This window comes from Arthrobacter sp. TE12231 (assembly GCF_054062895.1).
On record NZ_JBSSFS010000001.1, the window covers coordinates 4,389,547 to 4,407,066 of the forward strand.

21 protein-coding genes are annotated in these 17,520 nt (G+C 67.6%); 11 read left to right on the forward strand and 10 right to left on the reverse strand.

Features of this window, described 5'->3' with window-relative positions:
- Positions 1 to 53: 53 nt before the first annotated feature.
- Together ACVWYS_RS19640 and ACVWYS_RS19645 are read left to right on the forward strand one after the other, a co-directional pair.
- Positions 54 to 914, forward strand: a complete 861-nt coding sequence (locus ACVWYS_RS19640) for a PhzF family phenazine biosynthesis protein (RefSeq protein WP_456507924.1) — start codon at positions 54 to 56, stop codon at positions 912 to 914.
- Between the two features lie 160 nt (positions 915 to 1,074).
- Positions 1,075 to 1,701, forward strand: a complete 627-nt coding sequence (locus ACVWYS_RS19645) for an FMN reductase (protein ID WP_456507925.1) — start codon at positions 1,075 to 1,077, stop codon at positions 1,699 to 1,701.
- A 44-nt stretch (positions 1,702 to 1,745) separates the two neighbouring features.
- Here the strand turns inward: ACVWYS_RS19645 and ACVWYS_RS19650 are convergent, their stop codons facing one another.
- On the reverse strand, positions 1,746 to 2,318 hold the full coding sequence (locus ACVWYS_RS19650) for a hypothetical protein (protein WP_116766770.1): 573 nt from the start codon (positions 2,316 to 2,318) through the stop codon (positions 1,746 to 1,748).
- Between the two features lie 3 nt (positions 2,319 to 2,321).
- Positions 2,322 to 2,783 carry a hypothetical protein gene (locus tag ACVWYS_RS19655; protein WP_456507926.1) on the reverse strand — a complete coding sequence of 154 codons (462 nt, stop codon included), beginning with the start codon at positions 2,781 to 2,783 and terminating at the stop codon, positions 2,322 to 2,324.
- A gap of 797 nt (positions 2,784 to 3,580) precedes the next feature.
- On the opposite strand from ACVWYS_RS19655, the gene dnaB reads away from it, so the two are divergent.
- On the forward strand, positions 3,581 to 4,966 hold the full coding sequence (dnaB, locus tag ACVWYS_RS19660; RefSeq protein ID WP_018775337.1) for a replicative DNA helicase: 1,386 nt from the start codon (positions 3,581 to 3,583) through the stop codon (positions 4,964 to 4,966).
- Between the two features lie 74 nt (positions 4,967 to 5,040).
- Here dnaB and ACVWYS_RS19665 read toward each other — a convergent pair whose 3' ends face one another.
- Together ACVWYS_RS19665 and ACVWYS_RS19670 are read right to left on the reverse strand one after the other, a co-directional pair.
- A complete protein-coding gene (locus tag ACVWYS_RS19665) occupies positions 5,041 to 6,015 on the reverse strand; it encodes an acyl-CoA thioesterase (RefSeq protein WP_116766768.1) in 975 nt (324 codons plus the stop codon).
- 180 nt (positions 6,016 to 6,195) lie between these two features.
- Entirely contained in the window at positions 6,196 to 6,630 is a 435-nt protein-coding gene (locus ACVWYS_RS19670; RefSeq protein ID WP_091248439.1) for a DoxX family protein, read from the reverse strand.
- 197 nt (positions 6,631 to 6,827) lie between these two features.
- Between ACVWYS_RS19670 and ACVWYS_RS19675 the strand changes: the two genes are divergently transcribed.
- The 3 genes from ACVWYS_RS19675 to ACVWYS_RS19685 all read left to right on the forward strand — a co-directional run bounded on the left by ACVWYS_RS19675 (position 6,828) and on the right by ACVWYS_RS19685 (position 9,333).
- The gene (locus ACVWYS_RS19675) at positions 6,828 to 8,183 is read left to right on the forward strand and encodes an MATE family efflux transporter (protein WP_456507927.1); all 1,356 of its coding nucleotides are present in this window, start codon (positions 6,828 to 6,830) and stop codon (positions 8,181 to 8,183) included.
- Between the two features lie 98 nt (positions 8,184 to 8,281).
- Complete coding sequence (locus ACVWYS_RS19680) at positions 8,282 to 8,875, forward strand: hypothetical protein (protein ID WP_344364855.1); 594 nt, start codon at positions 8,282 to 8,284, stop codon at positions 8,873 to 8,875.
- A gap of 83 nt (positions 8,876 to 8,958) precedes the next feature.
- The gene (locus ACVWYS_RS19685; RefSeq protein ID WP_091248436.1) at positions 8,959 to 9,333 is read left to right on the forward strand and encodes a hypothetical protein; all 375 of its coding nucleotides are present in this window, start codon (positions 8,959 to 8,961) and stop codon (positions 9,331 to 9,333) included.
- 39 nt (positions 9,334 to 9,372) lie between these two features.
- Here the strand turns inward: ACVWYS_RS19685 and ACVWYS_RS19690 are convergent, their stop codons facing one another.
- Entirely contained in the window at positions 9,373 to 9,915 is a 543-nt protein-coding gene (locus ACVWYS_RS19690) for a CGNR zinc finger domain-containing protein (RefSeq protein ID WP_344364852.1), read from the reverse strand.
- A 227-nt stretch (positions 9,916 to 10,142) separates the two neighbouring features.
- Here ACVWYS_RS19690 and ACVWYS_RS19695 point away from each other — a divergent pair, with 227 nt between their 5' ends.
- Together ACVWYS_RS19695 and ACVWYS_RS19700 are read left to right on the forward strand one after the other, a co-directional pair.
- Positions 10,143 to 11,090, forward strand: coding sequence for an EamA family transporter (locus ACVWYS_RS19695; protein WP_344365302.1), 948 nt, complete (start codon positions 10,143 to 10,145; stop codon positions 11,088 to 11,090).
- A gap of 90 nt (positions 11,091 to 11,180) precedes the next feature.
- Positions 11,181 to 11,453, forward strand: coding sequence for a DUF2277 domain-containing protein (locus ACVWYS_RS19700; protein WP_116766764.1), 273 nt, complete (start codon positions 11,181 to 11,183; stop codon positions 11,451 to 11,453).
- Between the two features lie 23 nt (positions 11,454 to 11,476).
- Here the strand turns inward: ACVWYS_RS19700 and ACVWYS_RS19705 are convergent, their stop codons facing one another.
- The 4 genes from ACVWYS_RS19705 to ACVWYS_RS19720 form a co-directional block, all read right to left on the reverse strand.
- On the reverse strand, positions 11,477 to 13,807 hold the full coding sequence (locus ACVWYS_RS19705; protein ID WP_344364849.1) for a heavy metal translocating P-type ATPase: 2,331 nt from the start codon (positions 13,805 to 13,807) through the stop codon (positions 11,477 to 11,479).
- 61 nt (positions 13,808 to 13,868) lie between these two features.
- Entirely contained in the window at positions 13,869 to 14,099 is a 231-nt protein-coding gene (locus tag ACVWYS_RS19710; protein ID WP_344364847.1) for a heavy-metal-associated domain-containing protein, read from the reverse strand.
- Between the two features lie 67 nt (positions 14,100 to 14,166).
- A complete protein-coding gene (locus ACVWYS_RS19715; protein WP_344364844.1) occupies positions 14,167 to 14,508 on the reverse strand; it encodes a metal-sensitive transcriptional regulator in 342 nt (113 codons plus the stop codon).
- A 216-nt stretch (positions 14,509 to 14,724) separates the two neighbouring features.
- Positions 14,725 to 15,219, reverse strand: a complete 495-nt coding sequence (locus ACVWYS_RS19720) for a universal stress protein (RefSeq protein WP_456507928.1) — start codon at positions 15,217 to 15,219, stop codon at positions 14,725 to 14,727.
- A gap of 149 nt (positions 15,220 to 15,368) precedes the next feature.
- Between ACVWYS_RS19720 and ACVWYS_RS19725 the strand changes: the two genes are divergently transcribed.
- The 3 genes from ACVWYS_RS19725 (at position 15,369) to ACVWYS_RS19735 (ending at position 17,121) form a co-directional block, all read left to right on the forward strand.
- Complete coding sequence (locus ACVWYS_RS19725; protein WP_091248826.1) at positions 15,369 to 15,551, forward strand: hypothetical protein; 183 nt, start codon at positions 15,369 to 15,371, stop codon at positions 15,549 to 15,551.
- 88 nt (positions 15,552 to 15,639) lie between these two features.
- Positions 15,640 to 16,764: a WD40/YVTN/BNR-like repeat-containing protein gene (locus tag ACVWYS_RS19730; protein WP_344364840.1), complete on the forward strand. Its 1,125-nt coding sequence runs from the start codon at positions 15,640 to 15,642 to the stop codon at positions 16,762 to 16,764.
- 30 nt (positions 16,765 to 16,794) lie between these two features.
- On the forward strand, positions 16,795 to 17,121 hold the full coding sequence (locus ACVWYS_RS19735; RefSeq protein WP_344365300.1) for a MoaD/ThiS family protein: 327 nt from the start codon (positions 16,795 to 16,797) through the stop codon (positions 17,119 to 17,121).
- Positions 17,122 to 17,125: 4 nt separating this feature from the next.
- Here the strand turns inward: ACVWYS_RS19735 and ACVWYS_RS19740 are convergent, their stop codons facing one another.
- Complete coding sequence (locus ACVWYS_RS19740) at positions 17,126 to 17,362, reverse strand: hypothetical protein (protein ID WP_116766757.1); 237 nt, start codon at positions 17,360 to 17,362, stop codon at positions 17,126 to 17,128.
- Between the last annotated feature and the right edge of the window lie 158 nt (positions 17,363 to 17,520).

Consider the following 17,520-nt stretch of genomic DNA (forward strand, 5'->3'; position numbering starts at 1 on the left):
CAACGCGGGTCACTCACGGCCCCTATTGGGGGCGCTGATGCTAGCCTGCTGCGGTGAACCCTGATCCCGCCGCGTCGCCCCGCCTTCGTCCCTTCAACCAGGTCGACGTTTTCTCCGCCGAGCCGTACCGCGGAAACCCGCTGGCCGTCGTCGTCGACGCCGAGGGGCTCGCGGCAGGGACAATGCAGCAGTTCGCCAACTGGACCAATCTTGCGGAGACCGCGTTTCTGCTGCCGCCCACGCACCCCGACGCCGACTACCGGGTGCGGATCTTTACCGGCAGCGAAGAGTTTCCCTTTGCCGGCCATCCCACCCTGGGCTCGGCGCACGCCTGGCTTGAGGCGGGCGGCATCCCGCAGCAGGACGATGTGGTGGTCCAGGAATGCGGTGCCGGACTGGTGAGGGTGAAGCGCGACGCCGGACGCCTCGCGTTCGCGGCCCCGCCGCTGACCCGCTCGGGAGCGGTGGCGGAGGAAGACCTGGGGCGTATCGCCGCCGGCCTGGGGCTGCCCCGGGAAGCCCTGCTGGATGCGTCGTGGCTGGTCAACGGCCCGGACTGGATCGGTGTGCTGCTGGAATCGGCAGAACAGGTGCTGGGCATCCGCCCGGACTATGCGGCGATGGCCGGGCTCAAGGTGGGCGTCATCGGGCGGCACCGGGCCGGATCCGCCGTCGACTTCGAGGTGCGCACCTTTGTTCCGGGGGACGCCGCCGCGGAAGACCCCGTCACGGGCAGCTTCAACGCCGGCGCGGCCCAGTGGCTGATCCGCAGCGGACGTGCTCCGGAGGCCTTCGTCGCGGCGCAGGGGACCGCCTTGGGTCGCGCCGGCCGGATCTACGTCGAGGCCGCCGGTGAGGACATCTGGGTGGGCGGAGATTCCACGAGCTGCATCGAGGGATGGGTCATGCTCTGAGCCGTTGCGCCATCAGCTGCGGTTGTTATTCCCCCCTCTTGGGGACCAGGAATGATGGCGCAACGGGGGCGGGAATAAATCCATGCGGCCGCCTCTTGTGTAGGTAGATGCAAATGCATGTATTAGCATTGCTGACCTTGATTCAACTTAGGAGCACTCCGTGGAAACCCGCCGTATCACCGTTATCTCCGCCGGACTCGGCGTCCCCTCGTCGAGCCGACTGCTGGCGGATCAGCTGGCGGCTTCGGCCGAGCGGCAGCTTGCTGCGGCCGGCTACGCCGTGGACATCGAGGTCGTGGAACTGCGGGACCTCGCCGTGGACATCGCCAACAACTTCGTCACCGGCTATGCAGCTCCGCGGCTGGCAGACGTGATCTCCGGCGTCGAGGCCTCCGACGGCGTCATCGCCGTCAGCCCGGTGTTCAGCGCGTCCTACAGCGGGTTATTCAAGTCCTTCATCGACGTGCTCGATCCCAAGGCACTGGAGGGCAAGGCGGTTCTCCTCGGTGCCACCGCCGGCACGGACCGGCACCAGATGGTGCTGGACTTCGCGATGCGGCCGCTGTTCACCTACCTTCGGACCCGGATCGCGGCCACCGCAGTCTTCGCCGGTCCCCAGGATTGGGGAAACAACGACGACGGCGGCTCGCCGCTGTCCGTGCGCGTGGATCGGGCGGCAGGGGAGTTCGTCCGCCTGCTCCAGGACTCAGGGTCGCAACAGAAGCCGGCCATGCTGGAGTCCCTGCCGTTTGAGCAGCTGCTCGCCGGGATCTCCGGCCAGCGGTAGCGTCTACAGGCCGGGCAATCCGGGCCTCTTCGAGCTGTCCGTGATCAGTCGTCGAGCAGAGCGATAAACTCTCTGGCCTGCTTCATGGAAATATCCGAGTGGCGGGTCAGTGCGGTCGCCGCCGCCTCGGTGTCGCCGCTCTTTGCCAGGGTGCGGATTCTCCCGTAGATCTCGTCATTGAGCATGTTGCTGCTCACCTCGCGCGTGACGTCGCCCTTGCTCGCGATCGCGCGGTAGCGGTACGAAAACCGCTGCGGCACCTCGTCCTCGTCCGGGGCCGGCTCCTTGACGGCCTCTGGGGCACGGAACGGCTGGGGGTGGGCCGCTAGAGCCGCGACAGCGTCGCGGGACGCCCGGAGGCCTTCTCCCGTGGCTTCGAGGTACACCTTGATGGCCGCCATGGCCTGTCCCTGCGCGATCAGTGCGTACAGCCGCCGGTGTTGCTCCTGGTTGAGCTTGGCGGCCGCCGCCCGGGCGAGCTCCGCGGAGTCGGGGTCCGGCTGTGGCATGGCCTCCGGTCGGGAGCGTTGGCCGCGGCGGCTCCATGCCCGGACCGCCAGCAGCACGCCAGCGGCCACGAGCACCAGGATCAGGACGGGGATGAGCAGTGCTTCCATGTGCTACAGCCGATCTACATAATTCTTGGCGGTCTTGAGGTCTGAGTGCGTCGACTGCCGAAGCAGCCGGGTGGCCTTGATCTTATGGCCGCTGCGGGCCAGCGCCTGCAGCTCCTGGAGGAGCTGGGGACTGAGGTGTCCGACGGCGAGCAGGGGGTCTCCGTGCCGCGTCCCTGCAGGGGCCGAGGCGTTCCGGGAGAGCAACGCTGAGCGGGCATGGTCCTCTTGTTGCGACTGCTGCTGGGAGTTCTGGCTTGGGCGCGTGGTCGCTTCAATCCGGGCTCGGGCGGCCACGGCAGCCTCGACTTGCGCGGCATAGTGGGCCTGGGACTTTACTGCCAGTTCCCGCTGGTAGCGCTCGGCGTCTGAGATGCCGAAATTCCGCGGTTTCAGGACCGTGGTGACCGCCCAGAGCACCGCCGCCAGAATGAGGGCAGGCAACATGACTATCAGTACATCGCCCATGGTTAGAGCTTATGCCAGATTGCGGTTATCCACAGCATGTTCTGCACCCCGTCTACAGTGCGCCGCGGCCCGCGTCAACTCCACCTCAATCCTCCCCAATGGCGTGAGTCCGCTCACAAAATGCGTGCATCAGGCCGCGAATGTGGCCTCCCATGCCGCGGCGTATCCCCAGCCGCAAGGTGCAGGCTGTGGATGAACCTTGGCGAAAATAGTTTTGTGTCCACAAGATGAATCCAATGTTTCCGCAGGTCAAGAACGGATTACGGACTCAACTTTTTTTCTATCCACAGCTCTACCCACAGACTGTGCACAAGCATCTGCCACTAGTGCACAGGTTATCCACAGGGCGGCGCACCGTCCGGGTTGGTGCCTGCCCGATCGGGGGATAACGTTGCAGGACATCGGGCTTTGGAAGCGGAAATCCTTCGGTCGCCGGGCGGTGCCCATTGAGGAAACCCGCCCCGGGATCCCGGCGGCGTACGGCCGCACCAGTGCTGTGGAGAACCGCGCAGGGAGGACCGGCGCGAATTGTCGGAGCTGACCGATACGAATTGGGTGGCGCCAGGCAATGCTGTTGGGAATCACCGCTGTTGGGAATCACAGCAGTTTGGAATCACTGCAGTTGGGAATCGCAGCAGTTGGGCATAACAGCCGCTGGGCACCCCAGCAGTTGGGCGTCACCACAGCGGGTGGGCACCGCAGCAGTTAGGCATCAGGGCAGCTGGGCATCACCGCACAGCGCTTACGCGCCGCGGCGAAAGGATATCCGCCGCGGCACACAATGAAGGACGGCAGTTTTGTCAGTTACGCATCTGGACTCAGTCGAGGGTACGCGGGGAGCCGAGGGCAGCCGCAAGCCCCCGCAGGACATTCCCGCGGAGCAGTCAGTCCTGGGTGGCATGATGCTCTCCAAGGACGCCATCGCCGACGTCGTCGAGATCCTGCGCGGCCAGGACTTCTACCGTCCGGCACACGAAACCATCTACGAGGCCATCATTGACCTCTACGGCCGCGGTGAACCTGCCGATGCCGTGACGGTCTCGGACGAGCTGACCAAACGCGGGGAAATCAACAGGATCGGTGGACCCGCCTACCTGCACGAACTCATCCAGACGGTCCCCACCGCCGCCAACGCCGGATACTACGCCGAAATCGTGGGCGAACGCGCGGTGCTGCGCCGCCTTGTCAACGCCGGCACCAAGATAGTTCAGCTCGGCTACGGGCAGGACGGCGAGGTGGAGGACCTCGTCAACCAGGCCCAGGCCGAGGTCTACGCCGTCGCCGAACGCCGTACCGCCGAGGACTACGTGGTCCTCAAGGACGTCATGGAGTCCACGGTGGACGAGATCGAGGCCTCGGGACACCGCGGCGAGGGCATGGTGGGTGTCCCCACCGGCTTCTACGAGCTCGATGAACTGACCCACGGCCTGCATCCCGGCCAGATGATCGTCATCGCCGCGCGCCCCGCCGTCGGAAAATCCACGTTCGCGTTGGACTTCGCCCGCTCGGCCGCCATCAAGAACAACCTCGCCACCGTCATGTTTTCCCTCGAAATGGGCCGCAACGAGATCGCCATGCGCCTGCTGTCCGCCGAGGCCACGATCGGCCTTCAAGACCTCCGCAAGGGCACCATCAAAGACGAGCAGTGGTCCAAGATCGCCACCACGATGGGCCGCATGAACGATGCCCCGCTGTTCATCGATGACAGCCCCAACATGTCGCTTATGGAAATCCGGGCCAAGTGCCGGCGCCTGAAACAGCAGCATGACCTCAAGCTCGTGATCCTGGACTACCTGCAGTTGATGAGCTCGGGCAAGAAGGTGGAATCCCGTCAGCAGGAAGTCTCCGAGTTCTCCCGTGCGCTGAAGCTCCTGGCCAAGGAACTCCAGGTCCCCGTGATTGCACTGTCGCAGCTGAACCGTGGCTCGGAGCAGCGACAGGACAAGCGGCCCATGGTCTCGGATCTGCGTGAATCCGGCTCCATCGAGCAGGATGCCGACATGGTGATCTTGCTGCACCGTGAAGATGTTTACGACAAAGAGTCCCCGCGCGCCGGCGAGGCGGACATCCTGATCGCCAAGCACCGTAACGGCCCCACGAAAGACATTGTTGTGGCCTTCCAGGGCCACTACTCGCGGTTTGCCAACATGGCGGCCGACGCCGGCGGTGGCGGCGGCTTCTAGCCGGCCCGCCCGGCTGGCCCGGCCCGCCCGTCAGCCCGACCAGGACCAACCCCGCCCGCCGGCCCGGCCAGGACCTAGCTGCCGCCTGCCGCGAGCAGATGGTTGGGCAGCCGGTTCCCGGGGGCCCGGCCGCGGATTTCCAGCAGTTCGCGGGCATGGGCGTGCAGCCGCTTGTCTTCGTCGGAGACCGGAACCCACTGCGGGATCGGGACCGATGTGCCCGTCTCGTCGCGGGCCACCATGACCGTCAGGCAGTACGTGGTGAGGTTCAGCTCGCGTCCCTTGGGGTCTCCCGAACGGACGTGCACGGCGATGTGCATGCCTTTCGTGCCGGTGTACACCAGCCGGGCCTCCACTTCCACGACGTGGCCGATCAGCAACGGACGGTAGAACCGCACGCCGCCGGAGAACACGGCGACGGTGTCCTTTCCGCAGTACCGGGAGGCGCAGACGTACGCGGCCTCATCGATCCACTTCATAACGATTCCGCCGTGGACCTTGCCGCCCCAGTTCACGTCCGTGGGCGCCGCCATGAACCGCAGCACCACGCGTTCGGCCGTGCCGGCATCGGTGTATTCCTGCTCGCTCATGGCTTGGACGATCTCTTCGCGGACCTTGATCCGGGCCAGCGCGTCGTCCCGCTGCTCGATTTCTGCCGGCGTCGCGGGTTCAAACTGCGGCACCGGTATGGGCTTGCCGTCTGCGCCCACGGCCACGAAGATCACGATGCACTGACTGCGCATGGTGGCGGGTCCGCCCTTGGGATCGCTCGAGGACACCACGGTGCGGATGTGCATCGAGGACCGCCCTGTGTAGACGATCGTGGCCTCGACCTCCACCATGTCACCGCTGTTGACCGGATCTGCGAAGTGGATGTTTCCCACGTAGGCCGTTACGCAATAGGACTTTGCCCAGCCGACGGCGGCCGCGTAGGCCGCCTTGTCCACCCACTCCAGCACGGTGCCGGCGTCGACCGAACCGCTGTGGCCGACGTCGGTGGGGGCCGCCAGGAAGCGCAGGGTCACGGAATTGGGCGCGTTCTCGCTCATGCTGTGAGTTTACTGAAGGGCCGGCCGGGAGCCGTGGGCCGGCGACACAATCGCTGTCCGGGACGCCATAAGCCGCGGCATGCGAACCGCCGGCATCCGAAGCCGGTGACATGCGACGGCGGGCGGCCACCGCGAGGTGACCGCCCGCCGGGAGCGCTGAAAGGTGCCGGGAAAAACGCCTCAGGCGAGGACGCGGAGCCGGGATCCGCTACGGCCAAAGAGCGCCTTGTCCACAGAGACCGTGCCGGCGCCAACGAGGGCCACGGCCAGAGCGGCGGCCGCCAGGATCAGCACCAGCTCGTAGCCGCCGGTGGCGACGAAGACGCCGGCGGAGGCGTGGACCAGGAAGAGGGCGCCGAGCATGTCCAGTGCGAGGAGGGCGGCGAACACGCGGGTGAGCACGCCCAGGATCAGTGCGACGCCGCCGACGAGTTCGAGGGTCGCGACGACGGGTGCCACCGCCTGGGCCGCCGGGACGCCCATCTGGGTGAAGGCAGCCTGGGTGCCGGCGATGGTGAATTCGTTGAATTTCTGCCAGCCGTGGGCCGCGAACAGGAATCCCGTAATAACGCGCAGGATGGTTCGGGCGGAGGTGGTCAGTGCGGGCTGGTTCATGGGGGCCTTTTCTCGAGTGGACCGCCGCGTCGGCCGGGGCGAAACGATGGGATCCGCAAAAAGCGGAGTCCCCAAACTGCGGAACGGGCCGAAGCAGCGAGGAAGTTGTACTTTCAACTTAAGGGTTACCCAGTTTAGTTGAAAAGTCAACTAAATGACGCCGGGCGACGTCGCGTGCACCCCGCTAGGGTTAAGCCGTGCCTGCCTCCGCTTCCCTGCCCAAGACCCTGCCGCCGTCCACGGGGCACCGCCGGGAAATCCTCCGCCTGGCAGTGCCGGCCTTCGGAGCCCTGATTGCCGAACCGCTGTTCCTGCTCGCGGACTCGGCAATCGTGGGCCACCTCGGAGTGGCCGAACTGGCCGGCGTCGGGCTCGCATCGGCGGTCCTCCACACGGCCGTGGGACTCATGGTGTTCCTCGCGTACTCCACGACGCCGGCGGTCGCGCGGGCCATCGGCAACGGCCAGCTCGCAAAAGCCCTCGCTGCCGGACGGGACGGCATCTGGCTGGCCCTCCTGCTGGGCATCGTCCTGGCGACCGCCGGCTTCCTGGCCGCCGGGCCCCTCCTGGACCTGATGGGTGCCCGCGGCGAGGTGCACGGGTATGCCATGGACTACCTGCGCGGGTCCATGCCGGGCCTGGTGGCGATGCTGCTCATCTTCGCGGGCACCGGCGTGCTGCGCGGGCTTCAGGACACCCGGACCCCGTTGGCCGTCGCCGCTGCCGGATTCACGCTGAACACCGTGCTGAACCTGTTCGTCGTCTACGGGCTGGGCTGGTCCGTGACAGGTTCCGCCGTGGGCACGAGCATCGCGCAATGGGCCATGGCGGCCGTGTACGTGCTGATCGTCCGGCGCAACGCCCGCAACCACGGGGTGTCCCTGCTGCCGGACTGGCGCGGGATCCGGGCCCTGACCAAGGTCGGCTCCTGGCTCATGCTGCGCACGCTCAGCCTGCGCATCGCGATTCTTGCCACGGTAGTGGTGGTGACGGCCCAGGGTCCAGTCAATCTTGCCGCGCACCAGCTGGCAATGACCATCTTCACGTTCTTCGCCTTCGCCCTGGACTCCCTGGCGATCGCGGCCCAGGCCCTGATCGGCAAGGAACTCGGGGCGGCCCGGCCCGGCGCCGTCCGGGCGCTGACGCGCACCATGACGCGGTGGGGACTCGGCTTCGGCGCCCTGACCGGGATCCTCCTCGCGGCGGCGGCGCCGTGGGCGGGCGCCCTCTTCACGTCCGACGCCGAGGTCCGGGCGGCGCTTACGCTCGCCCTGTGGGTCCTTGCCGCGGGCCAGCCGGTCGCCGGCTACGTCTTCGTCCTCGACGGCGTCCTCATTGGAGCCGGCGACGCCCGCTATCTCGCGATCGCCGGCGTCGTGAATCTCGCGGCCTATCTTCCCCTGCTCCTGGCGGTGCGGCACTCCGGCGCGGGCGGCGGCGCGGGGCTGCTGTGGCTCTGGGCCGCCTTCTCCCTGGGCTACATGGCGGCGCGGGCGCTGACGCTGGGCCTTCGGGCGCGGACGGACCGCTGGATGGTACTCGGCGCGCGGTGAGCCGGACCGGCCGGCCGACGCCGCCCGCCGCCGGACCTCCGCCGGCTGGCGTCCTGGTCCCGGCGCGCGCAGTGCCGGCTTCGCACTAAACTGGACGGGTGACTCTTCCCGCAGCGCCTGACGCGACCCCTGCCATCCGCGCCGCGGCCGACCTCTGGAAGCCCGTGCTGGTCAGGGCTGCCGTTGCGCTCGTGTTTGGCGCGGTGACCGTGTTCTGGGCCGCGCCATCCGAGGCGGGCATGGGCTGGGCCGGCGGCCTGTACCTGCTGGCCACCGGCGTTGTGCTGATCTGGACGGTGACGAAGTCCGGGTACCGTCCGCGTGAACGTGCTGGCAGGATCCTCTCTGCCGGCGGGGCCGTCCTGGCCGGGGCCGGTGCAGCCGTGGCCATGATCCCCAGCTCCCTCGTCTTCGGAACGATCGCCGCAATCGGTCTCGGCGTTGCCGGTATTGCGGAGCTGCTCGCGGGCATTCTGGGCCGCGGACGTTCCGTCCTGGCCCGGGACTGGATCGCCTCCGGCGTGATCGGGCTGGGCACGGCGATCGCGCTGCCGTTCTTCATCGGCCTTGGTGCGCACGCGCTCCTCGGCGTGGCCGGCGGCGGGGCCATCATCAGTGGCGTCCTGTGGATGTTGTCCGGGCTGACCCTGCGGCATGATGCTCGGGGCGATTCCGCGGAGGCCGTAAACTAGTACCGACAGGTTCTACCCGGCGTAGAACAATTGCGGTAACAAGACAGCCACGCTTCCCGCGCAGGCTGCAGGAGGAAAACACCTTGGCACAGCAGAAATCCGGAGCGTCCCGCAACGTGCGGACCTCGGTCAAGGGAACGCTCATGTTCTCCGCGTTCTGGGCCGTCGTGGTGTTCTTCGGCGTCCTGATCTTCGCCTCGGGCGGCAGCGCCCGTTCGCCCCGCTTTGACCTGGCCTTCATCGGCGCCGGGATCGCCTTCATTGTGATCCTCGTGGTGGCCGCCATGCTCTCGATGAGCTACAAGGACAACGCCGAGCACTTGGGGAAGGGCTCCGGCGTCAACCTCAGCTCCAAGCGGTCGCCTTCCGGCCACGGCGGCCCATCTGTGCAGCCCGGGCCCGAAACCGGTGGCCCCGTCGATTCGGCCGATTCCGGCGACAACGGACCGCACGCCTGACGCCGCAGGCCTAACCACGCAACACCGGGGCCCCGCAGGTCAGGACACCGCCTTGCGAGCCCGGTATGCCGCCACGTGCGCGCGGTTGGCGCAGTTTCCCGTGTCGCAGTAGCGCTTGGAGCGGTTGCGGCTCAGATCGAGCACGACGGCGTCGCAGTCTTCCGCCGCGCACACCAGCAGGCGGTCCATTTCCTTGCTGCGGATCACGTCCACGATCGCCATGGCCGCCTCCGTGCTCATCCGGTCGGCCAGCGGGGCCTCGGGCGTGGTGGCGTGCAAGTGCCAGTCCCACGGATGGTGCTTGACCAACTGGGGGAGTGCCCGGGCCTCGCGGAGCAGCCGGTTCACGGTCTCCGCGGCAGCGGCCTCCTCCGCCACCCAGAGCTCGGCGAGTTCGCCGCGGAGCCGCCGTATGCTTTCCAGCTCGGCCTGGTCCCATGTCCGGGAGCCAGTGAAGCCCTCAGCCGCCAGGAAACCGTCCAGGTCCTCGACCGTGGCCAGATGTTCCTGGCCGTTCGCGGCGGTGTTGATGAGGTTGACCACGGAACGCAGGGCAACTTCTGTGTCAGGGGCAAAGACCATCTTGACTCCTTACCTTGCGCGGGCGTAATGTCATGACCATAACCCCACTTTACTCCTGACAGGAGAATGCCGTGTCTGCCCCCCGCCGCACCGTCGCCGCCCCGGTCCAAGACCTTGCCGCCCTGCGGCCTGCCTCGGAACCGGCCGGCAGCGCAATGGGGGAGACAACGGGCACGGCGCGGGGCGCCACGGCCGGCACCAGGCGGTCCGGTGTTGCGTCCAGCTTCATGGCCTCGGGCCTGGGCATCGCGTTGTTCTCCTCGGCGGTCTTCGGCATCTCCGGATCATTCGCGAAGGCCCTCCTCGAAACGGGCTGGACGCCCGGGGCCGCCGTTACGGGCCGTCTCACCGGCGCCGCGCTGATCCTCGCGGTTCCCGCCATCCCGGCGCTGCGCGGCCGCTGGCACCAACTCAAGGACAACTGGCTGACCATCCTGCTTTTCGGCGTCATTGGGGTCGCCGCGTGCCAGCTGTTCTATTTCAATGCGGTGTCCCGGCTGTCGGTGGGCGTCGCCCTCCTGCTGGAGTACCTCGCGCCCGTCATCATCGTGTTGTGGCTGTGGGCCGCGAGCCGGAAGCGTCCCCGCCCGCTGACCATCGCCGGCACCCTGCTGTCGCTGGGCGGACTGGTGCTGGTCCTGGACCTGACGGGTGCCGTGAAGATCGACCTGATCGGCGTGCTGTGGGGAATAGCGGCCGCGGTCTGCCTCGCGATCTACTTCTTCATCACGGCCAAGGAAAACGACACCCTCCCGCCGATTGTCCTGGCTTCCGGCGGCCTGATGGTCGGAGCCGTCGTAATGTGGCTCGCGGCCGCCACCGGTCTGGTGCCGATGGCCTTCGGCACGGCCGACACGCGGCTGGGACCCTGGATCACCCCTTGGTGGGTCGCCCTCGGCGGCCTCGTGGTCCTGGCCACGGTCCTGGCGTACGTGTCCGGAATTGTCGCCGCGCGGGCCCTCGGATCCAAGGTGGCGTCCTTCGTGTCGCTGACCGAAGTCCTCTTCGCCGTCATCTGGGCCTGGCTGTTGCTCGGCGAACTGCCCGGCACCATTCAGCTGCTCGGCGGTCTCTTGATCGTCGGCGGTGTGGTCCTGGTCCGGCTGGACGAACTGCGCGCCGCCCCGGTGCCGGCCCCGTTGGACCACGCGAACGACGTCGAACCCGTACCGTAGGCGCGTTCCGCCGGCGCCGGCCCCAATGCGGGTCCGGCGTCGTGTAGCGGTGCCCTCGTTCCCGGGCCTCGGGACACCTAGCATGGAGCTATGTGCCGAAATATCCGGACCCTCCATAATTTTGAACCCCATGCGACCACCGCCGAGGTGGAAGCCGCCGCGCTGCAGTACGTGCGCAAGATCAGTGGCAGCACCAGGCCGTCCAAGGCGAACGAAGAGGCCTTCAACCGGGCTGTACACGAGATTGCCCACGCCACCCAGCACCTGCTCGACTCCCTCGTGACCCACGCGCCGGCAAAGGACCGCGGAGAGGAAGCTGCCAAGGCCAAAGCCAAAGCTGCCGCCCGCTTTGGCGCGGCCTGAGGGGGACCCGGGCGAAGGCCGGCCTACCTGCCGAAGCTGCGCAGCCGCAGCGAATTGGCCACCACCAGCACGGAACTCGCGGCCATGGCGCCCCCTGCGATCATCGGATTCAGGAGTCCCAGGGCCGCTATGGGAATGCCGATGGCGTTGTAGAAAAAGGCCCAGAAGAGGTTCGTTTTGATGGTCGCCAGGGTCCGGCGGGAGAGCTCGATGGCCTGGGCGACCTGCCCCAGATCGTTGCCCATGACCGTCAGGTCGGCGGCCTCGATTGCAACATCCGTGCCGGAGCCCATCGCGATGCCCAGATCCGACTGGGCCAGCGCGGCGGCGTCATTGACGCCGTCACCGGCCATGGCGACAGTGGCGCCGTCGGACTGCAGCTTCCGCACCGCCTCGACCTTGCCCTCCGGCAGCACCCCTGCGAACACATCCTCCGGAGCTATGCCGACGGCGGCTGCCACCTGCGCGGCCACGGCGGCGTTGTCCCCGGTCAGGAGGATCGGCCGGAGACCCAGCCCGCGCAGCCGCGAGATCGCGGCTGCGGAGCCCGGCTTGAGCGTGTCCCGCAGGCTGATGATGCCGGCGGGCTCCCCGTCCACGGTGAGCCAGATCGCTGTGGCGCCGGAGGCTTCGGCGGTGCTGAGTGCCTCCAGTTGCGCGGCGGCGGGCGCGATGCCGTTCTGCTCCAGCCAGCCCGTACGGCCTGCCGTCAGGAGCCGGCCCTCGACGGTGCCCTGGACGCCGCCGCCGGGCGCGGAGCGGAAACCGGCGACGACGGCCAGGCCGGCGCCGCCGTTCGCGACCTCGCGGTTCCCTGCAGCCGGCGCCCCGGCCGCGGCGTCCGGTGACGTACCCGGTGCCGTAACCAGTGCCGCGTCCCGTGCCGCGGCAGTGATGGCGCGGGCGATCGGGTGTTCAGACGCGGCCTCCAGGGCTCCGGCCAGACGCAGAACCTCCGCAGGGGTGAACGCTCCGAAGGCCTCTGTTCCGTCGACGGCGAGGTGGCCGGTGGTCACGGTGCCGGTCTTGTCCAGCAGGATGGTGTCAACGGTCCGGGTGTCCTCGAGGACCTGGGGGCCCCGGATCAGGATGCCCAGCTGGGCGCCCCGGCCGGTTCCGGTGAGCAGCCCCACCGGGGTGGCCAGGCCCAGGGCGCAGGGGCAGGCAATGACGAGTACGGCGACGGCGGCCGTAAACGCTGCCCGGAGTTCGGCGTCGCTGATCTCCGGGCCGGCCGCGAGCAGCCAGGCGCCAAAGGTCACCACGGCGATGGCGAGGACCACTGGCACGAAGACGGCACTGATCCGGTCCGCGAGGCGCGCAATCTGCGCCTTGCCGGTCTGCGCCTCGGAGACCAACCGGCCCATCTGGGCCAAGGTGGTTTCGGCGCCGACGCGCGTGGCGCGGACCAGCAGCCGGCCGGAGGTGTTGATGGTGGCACCCGTGACCGAGCTGTCCGGGCCGACTTCCACCGGCACCGATTCACCCGTGACCAGCGACGCGTCGACCGCGGAGGACCCTTCGACGACGATGCCGTCAGTCGCAATCCTCTCGCCGGGGCGGACCACAATGAGGTCGCCTACCCCCAGCCGATCGGCGGGAATCTGCTGCTCCTGGCCGTCGCGGAGCACTGTGGCATCCTTGGCACCCAGATTCAGCAGTGCCTTGAGGGCGTCTCCGGCTTTTTGCTTGGCATTGGCCTCCAGATACCGGCCCAGCAGCAGGAACGTGGTGACTACCGAGGCAACCTCGAAGTAGAGTCCGCCGGAGTCCATCCCCGTTCCGTCCATCTCCGGGTGGGCGGTCATTAGCGGGTCCGCGAAGAGCTGCCAGGCCGAGAAGACGTAGGCCGCCGTCACGCCAATGGAGACGAGCGTGTCCATCGTGGAGGAGAGGTGCCGGGCGTTGACGGCGGCTGCCCGGTGGAATGGCCACGCCGCCCAGGTAACCACGGGCAGGGCGAGGAGGGCTGCTGCCCAGCCCCAGTTGGCGAAGTGGAAGGCCGGGAACATCGAAATGAGAAACACCGGGATGGTGAGGACGGCTGCCCCGACGAGCCGGGGGCCGAGCTTGGGGCTTTCGGCGGGGCCACTCGCGTCAGTCGGGTGCTTGGGGGGCCGGATCGTGGCCTTGTAGCCTGCCGCGGCGACGGTGGCGGTGATTTGTTCGTCTGTGATGGCCGCCGGGACGGTGACGTGGGCGGTCTCAAGGGGCAGATTGACGGAGGCTTCGACGCCGTGGAGTTTTCCGAGTTTGCGTTCGATCCGGTTGACGCAGGAGGCGCACGTCATGCCCTCGATATCGAGGTCAATGACACGGCTTCCGGATTGGTGCAGCAGTTGCTCGTTACGCACGGCGCCCTTCTGTTCTCATCGCTCGGTCCGTTCTGTGCCGTCCGCCGGCCCGCAAGGGCGCTCAGGCCTCGGTGGCGACCACGAGGTAGCCCGCTTCAGCGACCGCCTCGCCGATCTCGGCAAACGACAATGCTTCGCTGGAGGTGATCGTGACGCTGGAAATGCCGCCGGCCTTGAGGTCGACGTCGACCTTTTCGACGCCTGAGAGCGCCTCAAGTTCTTCGCTGACGGAGGACACACAGTGGCCGCAGGTCATTCCGGAAACGTTGACGGTAGTGGAAACGGTGCCCATGGCGTGCTCCTTGTCGCTGGGCAGGGGATGGTTCCCCGGCCCGGTGGTGGGGTGGGTGGTGCAATTCTTAGCGCAGGAGGCGGCCGATGGCATCGGCGGCCTCTTTGACTTTGAAATCGATGGCTTCGGCCCGCAGTTCCGGATCCGGCTCCGAGGCGGCGCCGACGACGCAGTGGCCGATGTGCTCTTCCACGAGCCCCAGGCTCACCGCGTGCAGGGCTTTGGTGACGGCGGCAACCTGGGTGAGGATGTCGATGCAGTATTTGTCCTCATCAACCATGCGGGCGATGCCTCGCACCTGGCCTTCGATCCGCTTGAGCCGGCGCAGGTAGGCCTCCTTATTGGAGGTGTAGCCGCGCTCCTCGTGGGGCGCCAGGGGGGCTGTGACGGGAACTTCGGACTCGCTCATGCCCTCAACATATACCCCCTAGGGGTATGTTTTCAAGCGTTCGGGGCGGCCCGGCGGTGAATTCGGCGCATGGCGGAAATTAAAGAGCTCCGGAGTGCGTTATTGGGGGATACGCACTCCGGAGCAGCTATTGGGTAGGCGGTTCATCCGGCCTACGTATCGAGCTTACTCGGCGGTAGTGGGATAGCGCCAGCACCCCGAATAACTACTTTCGCTTTATTTTCCTGCCGCCGGAACGATCAGGATTGGATGCTCCTGATGGTGGCTCAGCCATGCCGCCACGGAGCCATTGAGCGCCGCCGAAATGCGGTGGCCGAGTCCGGGTTCCGGGGTCCCCACCACGATCATGAGCGCGTTCGTCTCGGTGGCCAGCCTGCCGATCGCCCGGGCCGGGTCGCCCGCCAGGGTGCGCAGGCACCAGTCGATGCCCAGGCCGCCGCAGCTTGCCTCAATGGTGGAGCGCAGCTCCTGGGTTGTCGCCCGGATCTCGTCGTTGTCCGTGTCCGGATGCAGCGACAGTCGGTGCGCGGACCGCTCAGGATCCCACTCCACGAGGTAGCTGGCCTCGTCCACATACGCGCAGACCAGAGGCGCGGCGAGGCGCTTGGCAAGCGCTCCCGCGGTCTGCAGCACCTCGGGATGCTGTCCCGGAAGCACGGCCACCACGACGGGCGAGGGCCCGGCGGCGGACTCGGCGGACTCGGCAGACATACTTCATTCTTGCCCGGCGGTGTCGCATTGAACAGGGACTTACTTCCCGGTCCCGCGGCCGGACCCGTTGCGGTGCCGGTCCCGGCGCATCCCTTGTACACCCCGGGGGCGGGGCCTACGGTTGAAGAACACAGGAGGAGGTGGCTGCCGTGGAGATCTATATGTGGTGGCTGGATCTGGATTTGGCGAGTAAGGAATGGCTCCGGGAAAACCTCCGGACCATCGAGCTGCCCGAGACCGTCAAGCGGGGGATCTTCGACGCCGGCGGCGCCGGATCATTGACGGACGCGGACTGGGACTTTATCGAGACGCAGTCGGAGTTCGTCGACTGACGGCGGGGCCCGGCACGCCGGCGCACCGTCCCGGGACCACGGCGGCATCGCAAGAAAACCGTTGCGGCCTTCCGGTGCGGGTGGTTGCATGGGGGGCATGGCTACTGCAGAGAGTTATATCCTGGCGATCGGCACCAAGAAGGGTCTGTGGCTGGCGACCAGCCCGGACCGGAGGGAATGGTCCCTGTCCGGGCCGCATTTTCTGATGAGTGAAGTGCCCAGCATCGGCATCGACAGCCGCGGCGGGCGGACCCGGATCCTGGTGGGGGTCCGCTCCGAGCACTGGGGTCCCACCGTCTTTCACTCGGATGACCTGGGCGGGACGTGGGAGGAGCCCGAAAACGGCGCCATCACGTTCCCCGACGGCACGGACGCCGCCTTGGAGCGAATCTGGCAGATCCACCCCGATGCCGAGTCCCGGCCCGGCGTCGTCTGGGCAGGGTGCGAGCCGATCTCCGTCTGGAAATCGACCGATGGCGGCGAGCACTTCGAGCTCAACCGCGGCCTCTGGGATCATCCGCACCGCAGCGAATGGGGTGCCGGCTATGGCGGCGCCGCGGCCCACTCGATCGTCGTTGACCCCACGGGCGAGAAAGTTCACGTCGCCATGAGCACAGGCGGGGTCTACCGCTCGCTCGACGGCGGAGCTTCCTGGGAACCCCGCAACAGGGGGATTTCCGCCTACTTCATGCCGGACCCCAACCCGGAATTCGGCCAGTGCGTCCACAAGATCGCGGCGGACGCCGCCGTCGACGGCCGCCTGTATGCGCAGAACCACCACGGCGTGTACCGCAGCGACGACGACGCCGAATCGTGGGAATCGATCGCCGAAGGGCTCCCGGCGGACTTCGGCTTTGTGATGCTGACGCACCCGCGCCGGGCCGGTACGGCCTGGGTGATCCCGCTGAAGGCCGACGGCGAGCGGATTCCGCCGGACGGCAAGCTGGCGGTGCACCGGACGGACGACGCCGGTGCCAGCTGGAAGCGGCTCGACTCCGGTCTGCCGGACCCCGAGTACAACGCCGTGCTGCGCGATGCTGCGTGCGTCGACGAGGCCGAGCCCGCCGGCGTCTACTTCGGAACGCGGGGCGGCAGCGTCTATGCCAGTGCCGACGAGGGGGAGCACTTCAGCGAAGTGGCCTCGCACCTGCCGGACGTGCTGTGCGTGCGGGCTGCCACGGTTTCCGCTGCCCTGCTCCCGATGCAGCTGTGAGCCAGTGCAGCCGTGAAGGGCTGGAAACGCATGAACGGCGTCGTGACTAACGGCGTGCCCGTGCCGGCGGATTCCGCGATCAGTGTGGTCCTGCCGAGCGTCCTCCAACCGCTGGCCGGCGGGCAGTCCATCCTGACTGCGCCCGCGGAGGAAGCGGTGACGGTGGAGTGGGTGCTCGATACGGTGACCGGGGATTATCCGGCGCTGTCGCGGCGGTTGCGGGATGAAACCGGAACCGTTCGCCGTTACGTGAATATATACGTCAACGGGAATGAGATCCGGCGGCTGCAGGGCTTGGTGACGACGGTGGCACCGGGCCAGGAAGTCCTGATCATCCAGTCCGTGGCGGGAGGCTGACGCTTCAGGCGACCCGCCAGACGGTGCATTCGTCCGCGTTGATGGCCTTCCGCATGCCGGAATGGCGGTCCATGATCCAGACGACGCCGATTCCGGGCGCCGTCTCCTGGACGCGGCCGCGGCGGATCACGACATCGTCGTAGTTCGGGCCGACGCGCAAACGGGCCTCGATCTCGTCGCCGCGGTGCAGCTGGTCGAGGGCACGGATACGGGTTACATGGGCTTTCGCTTCCTTCAACATGACGGGGCCTCCTGGACTGGAGTTGGTGCCTGCTCTTGCCGGCCCTTCCAGTGTCCTGCGCCAATGTTGCGTCCGCGTTTCAGTGCGGTAAGGGGACGGTTAGTTTTCGGCGGCGGCCCGATTTCCGGCCCCGGCTCCGGTCCGATTCTTGCTCCGAT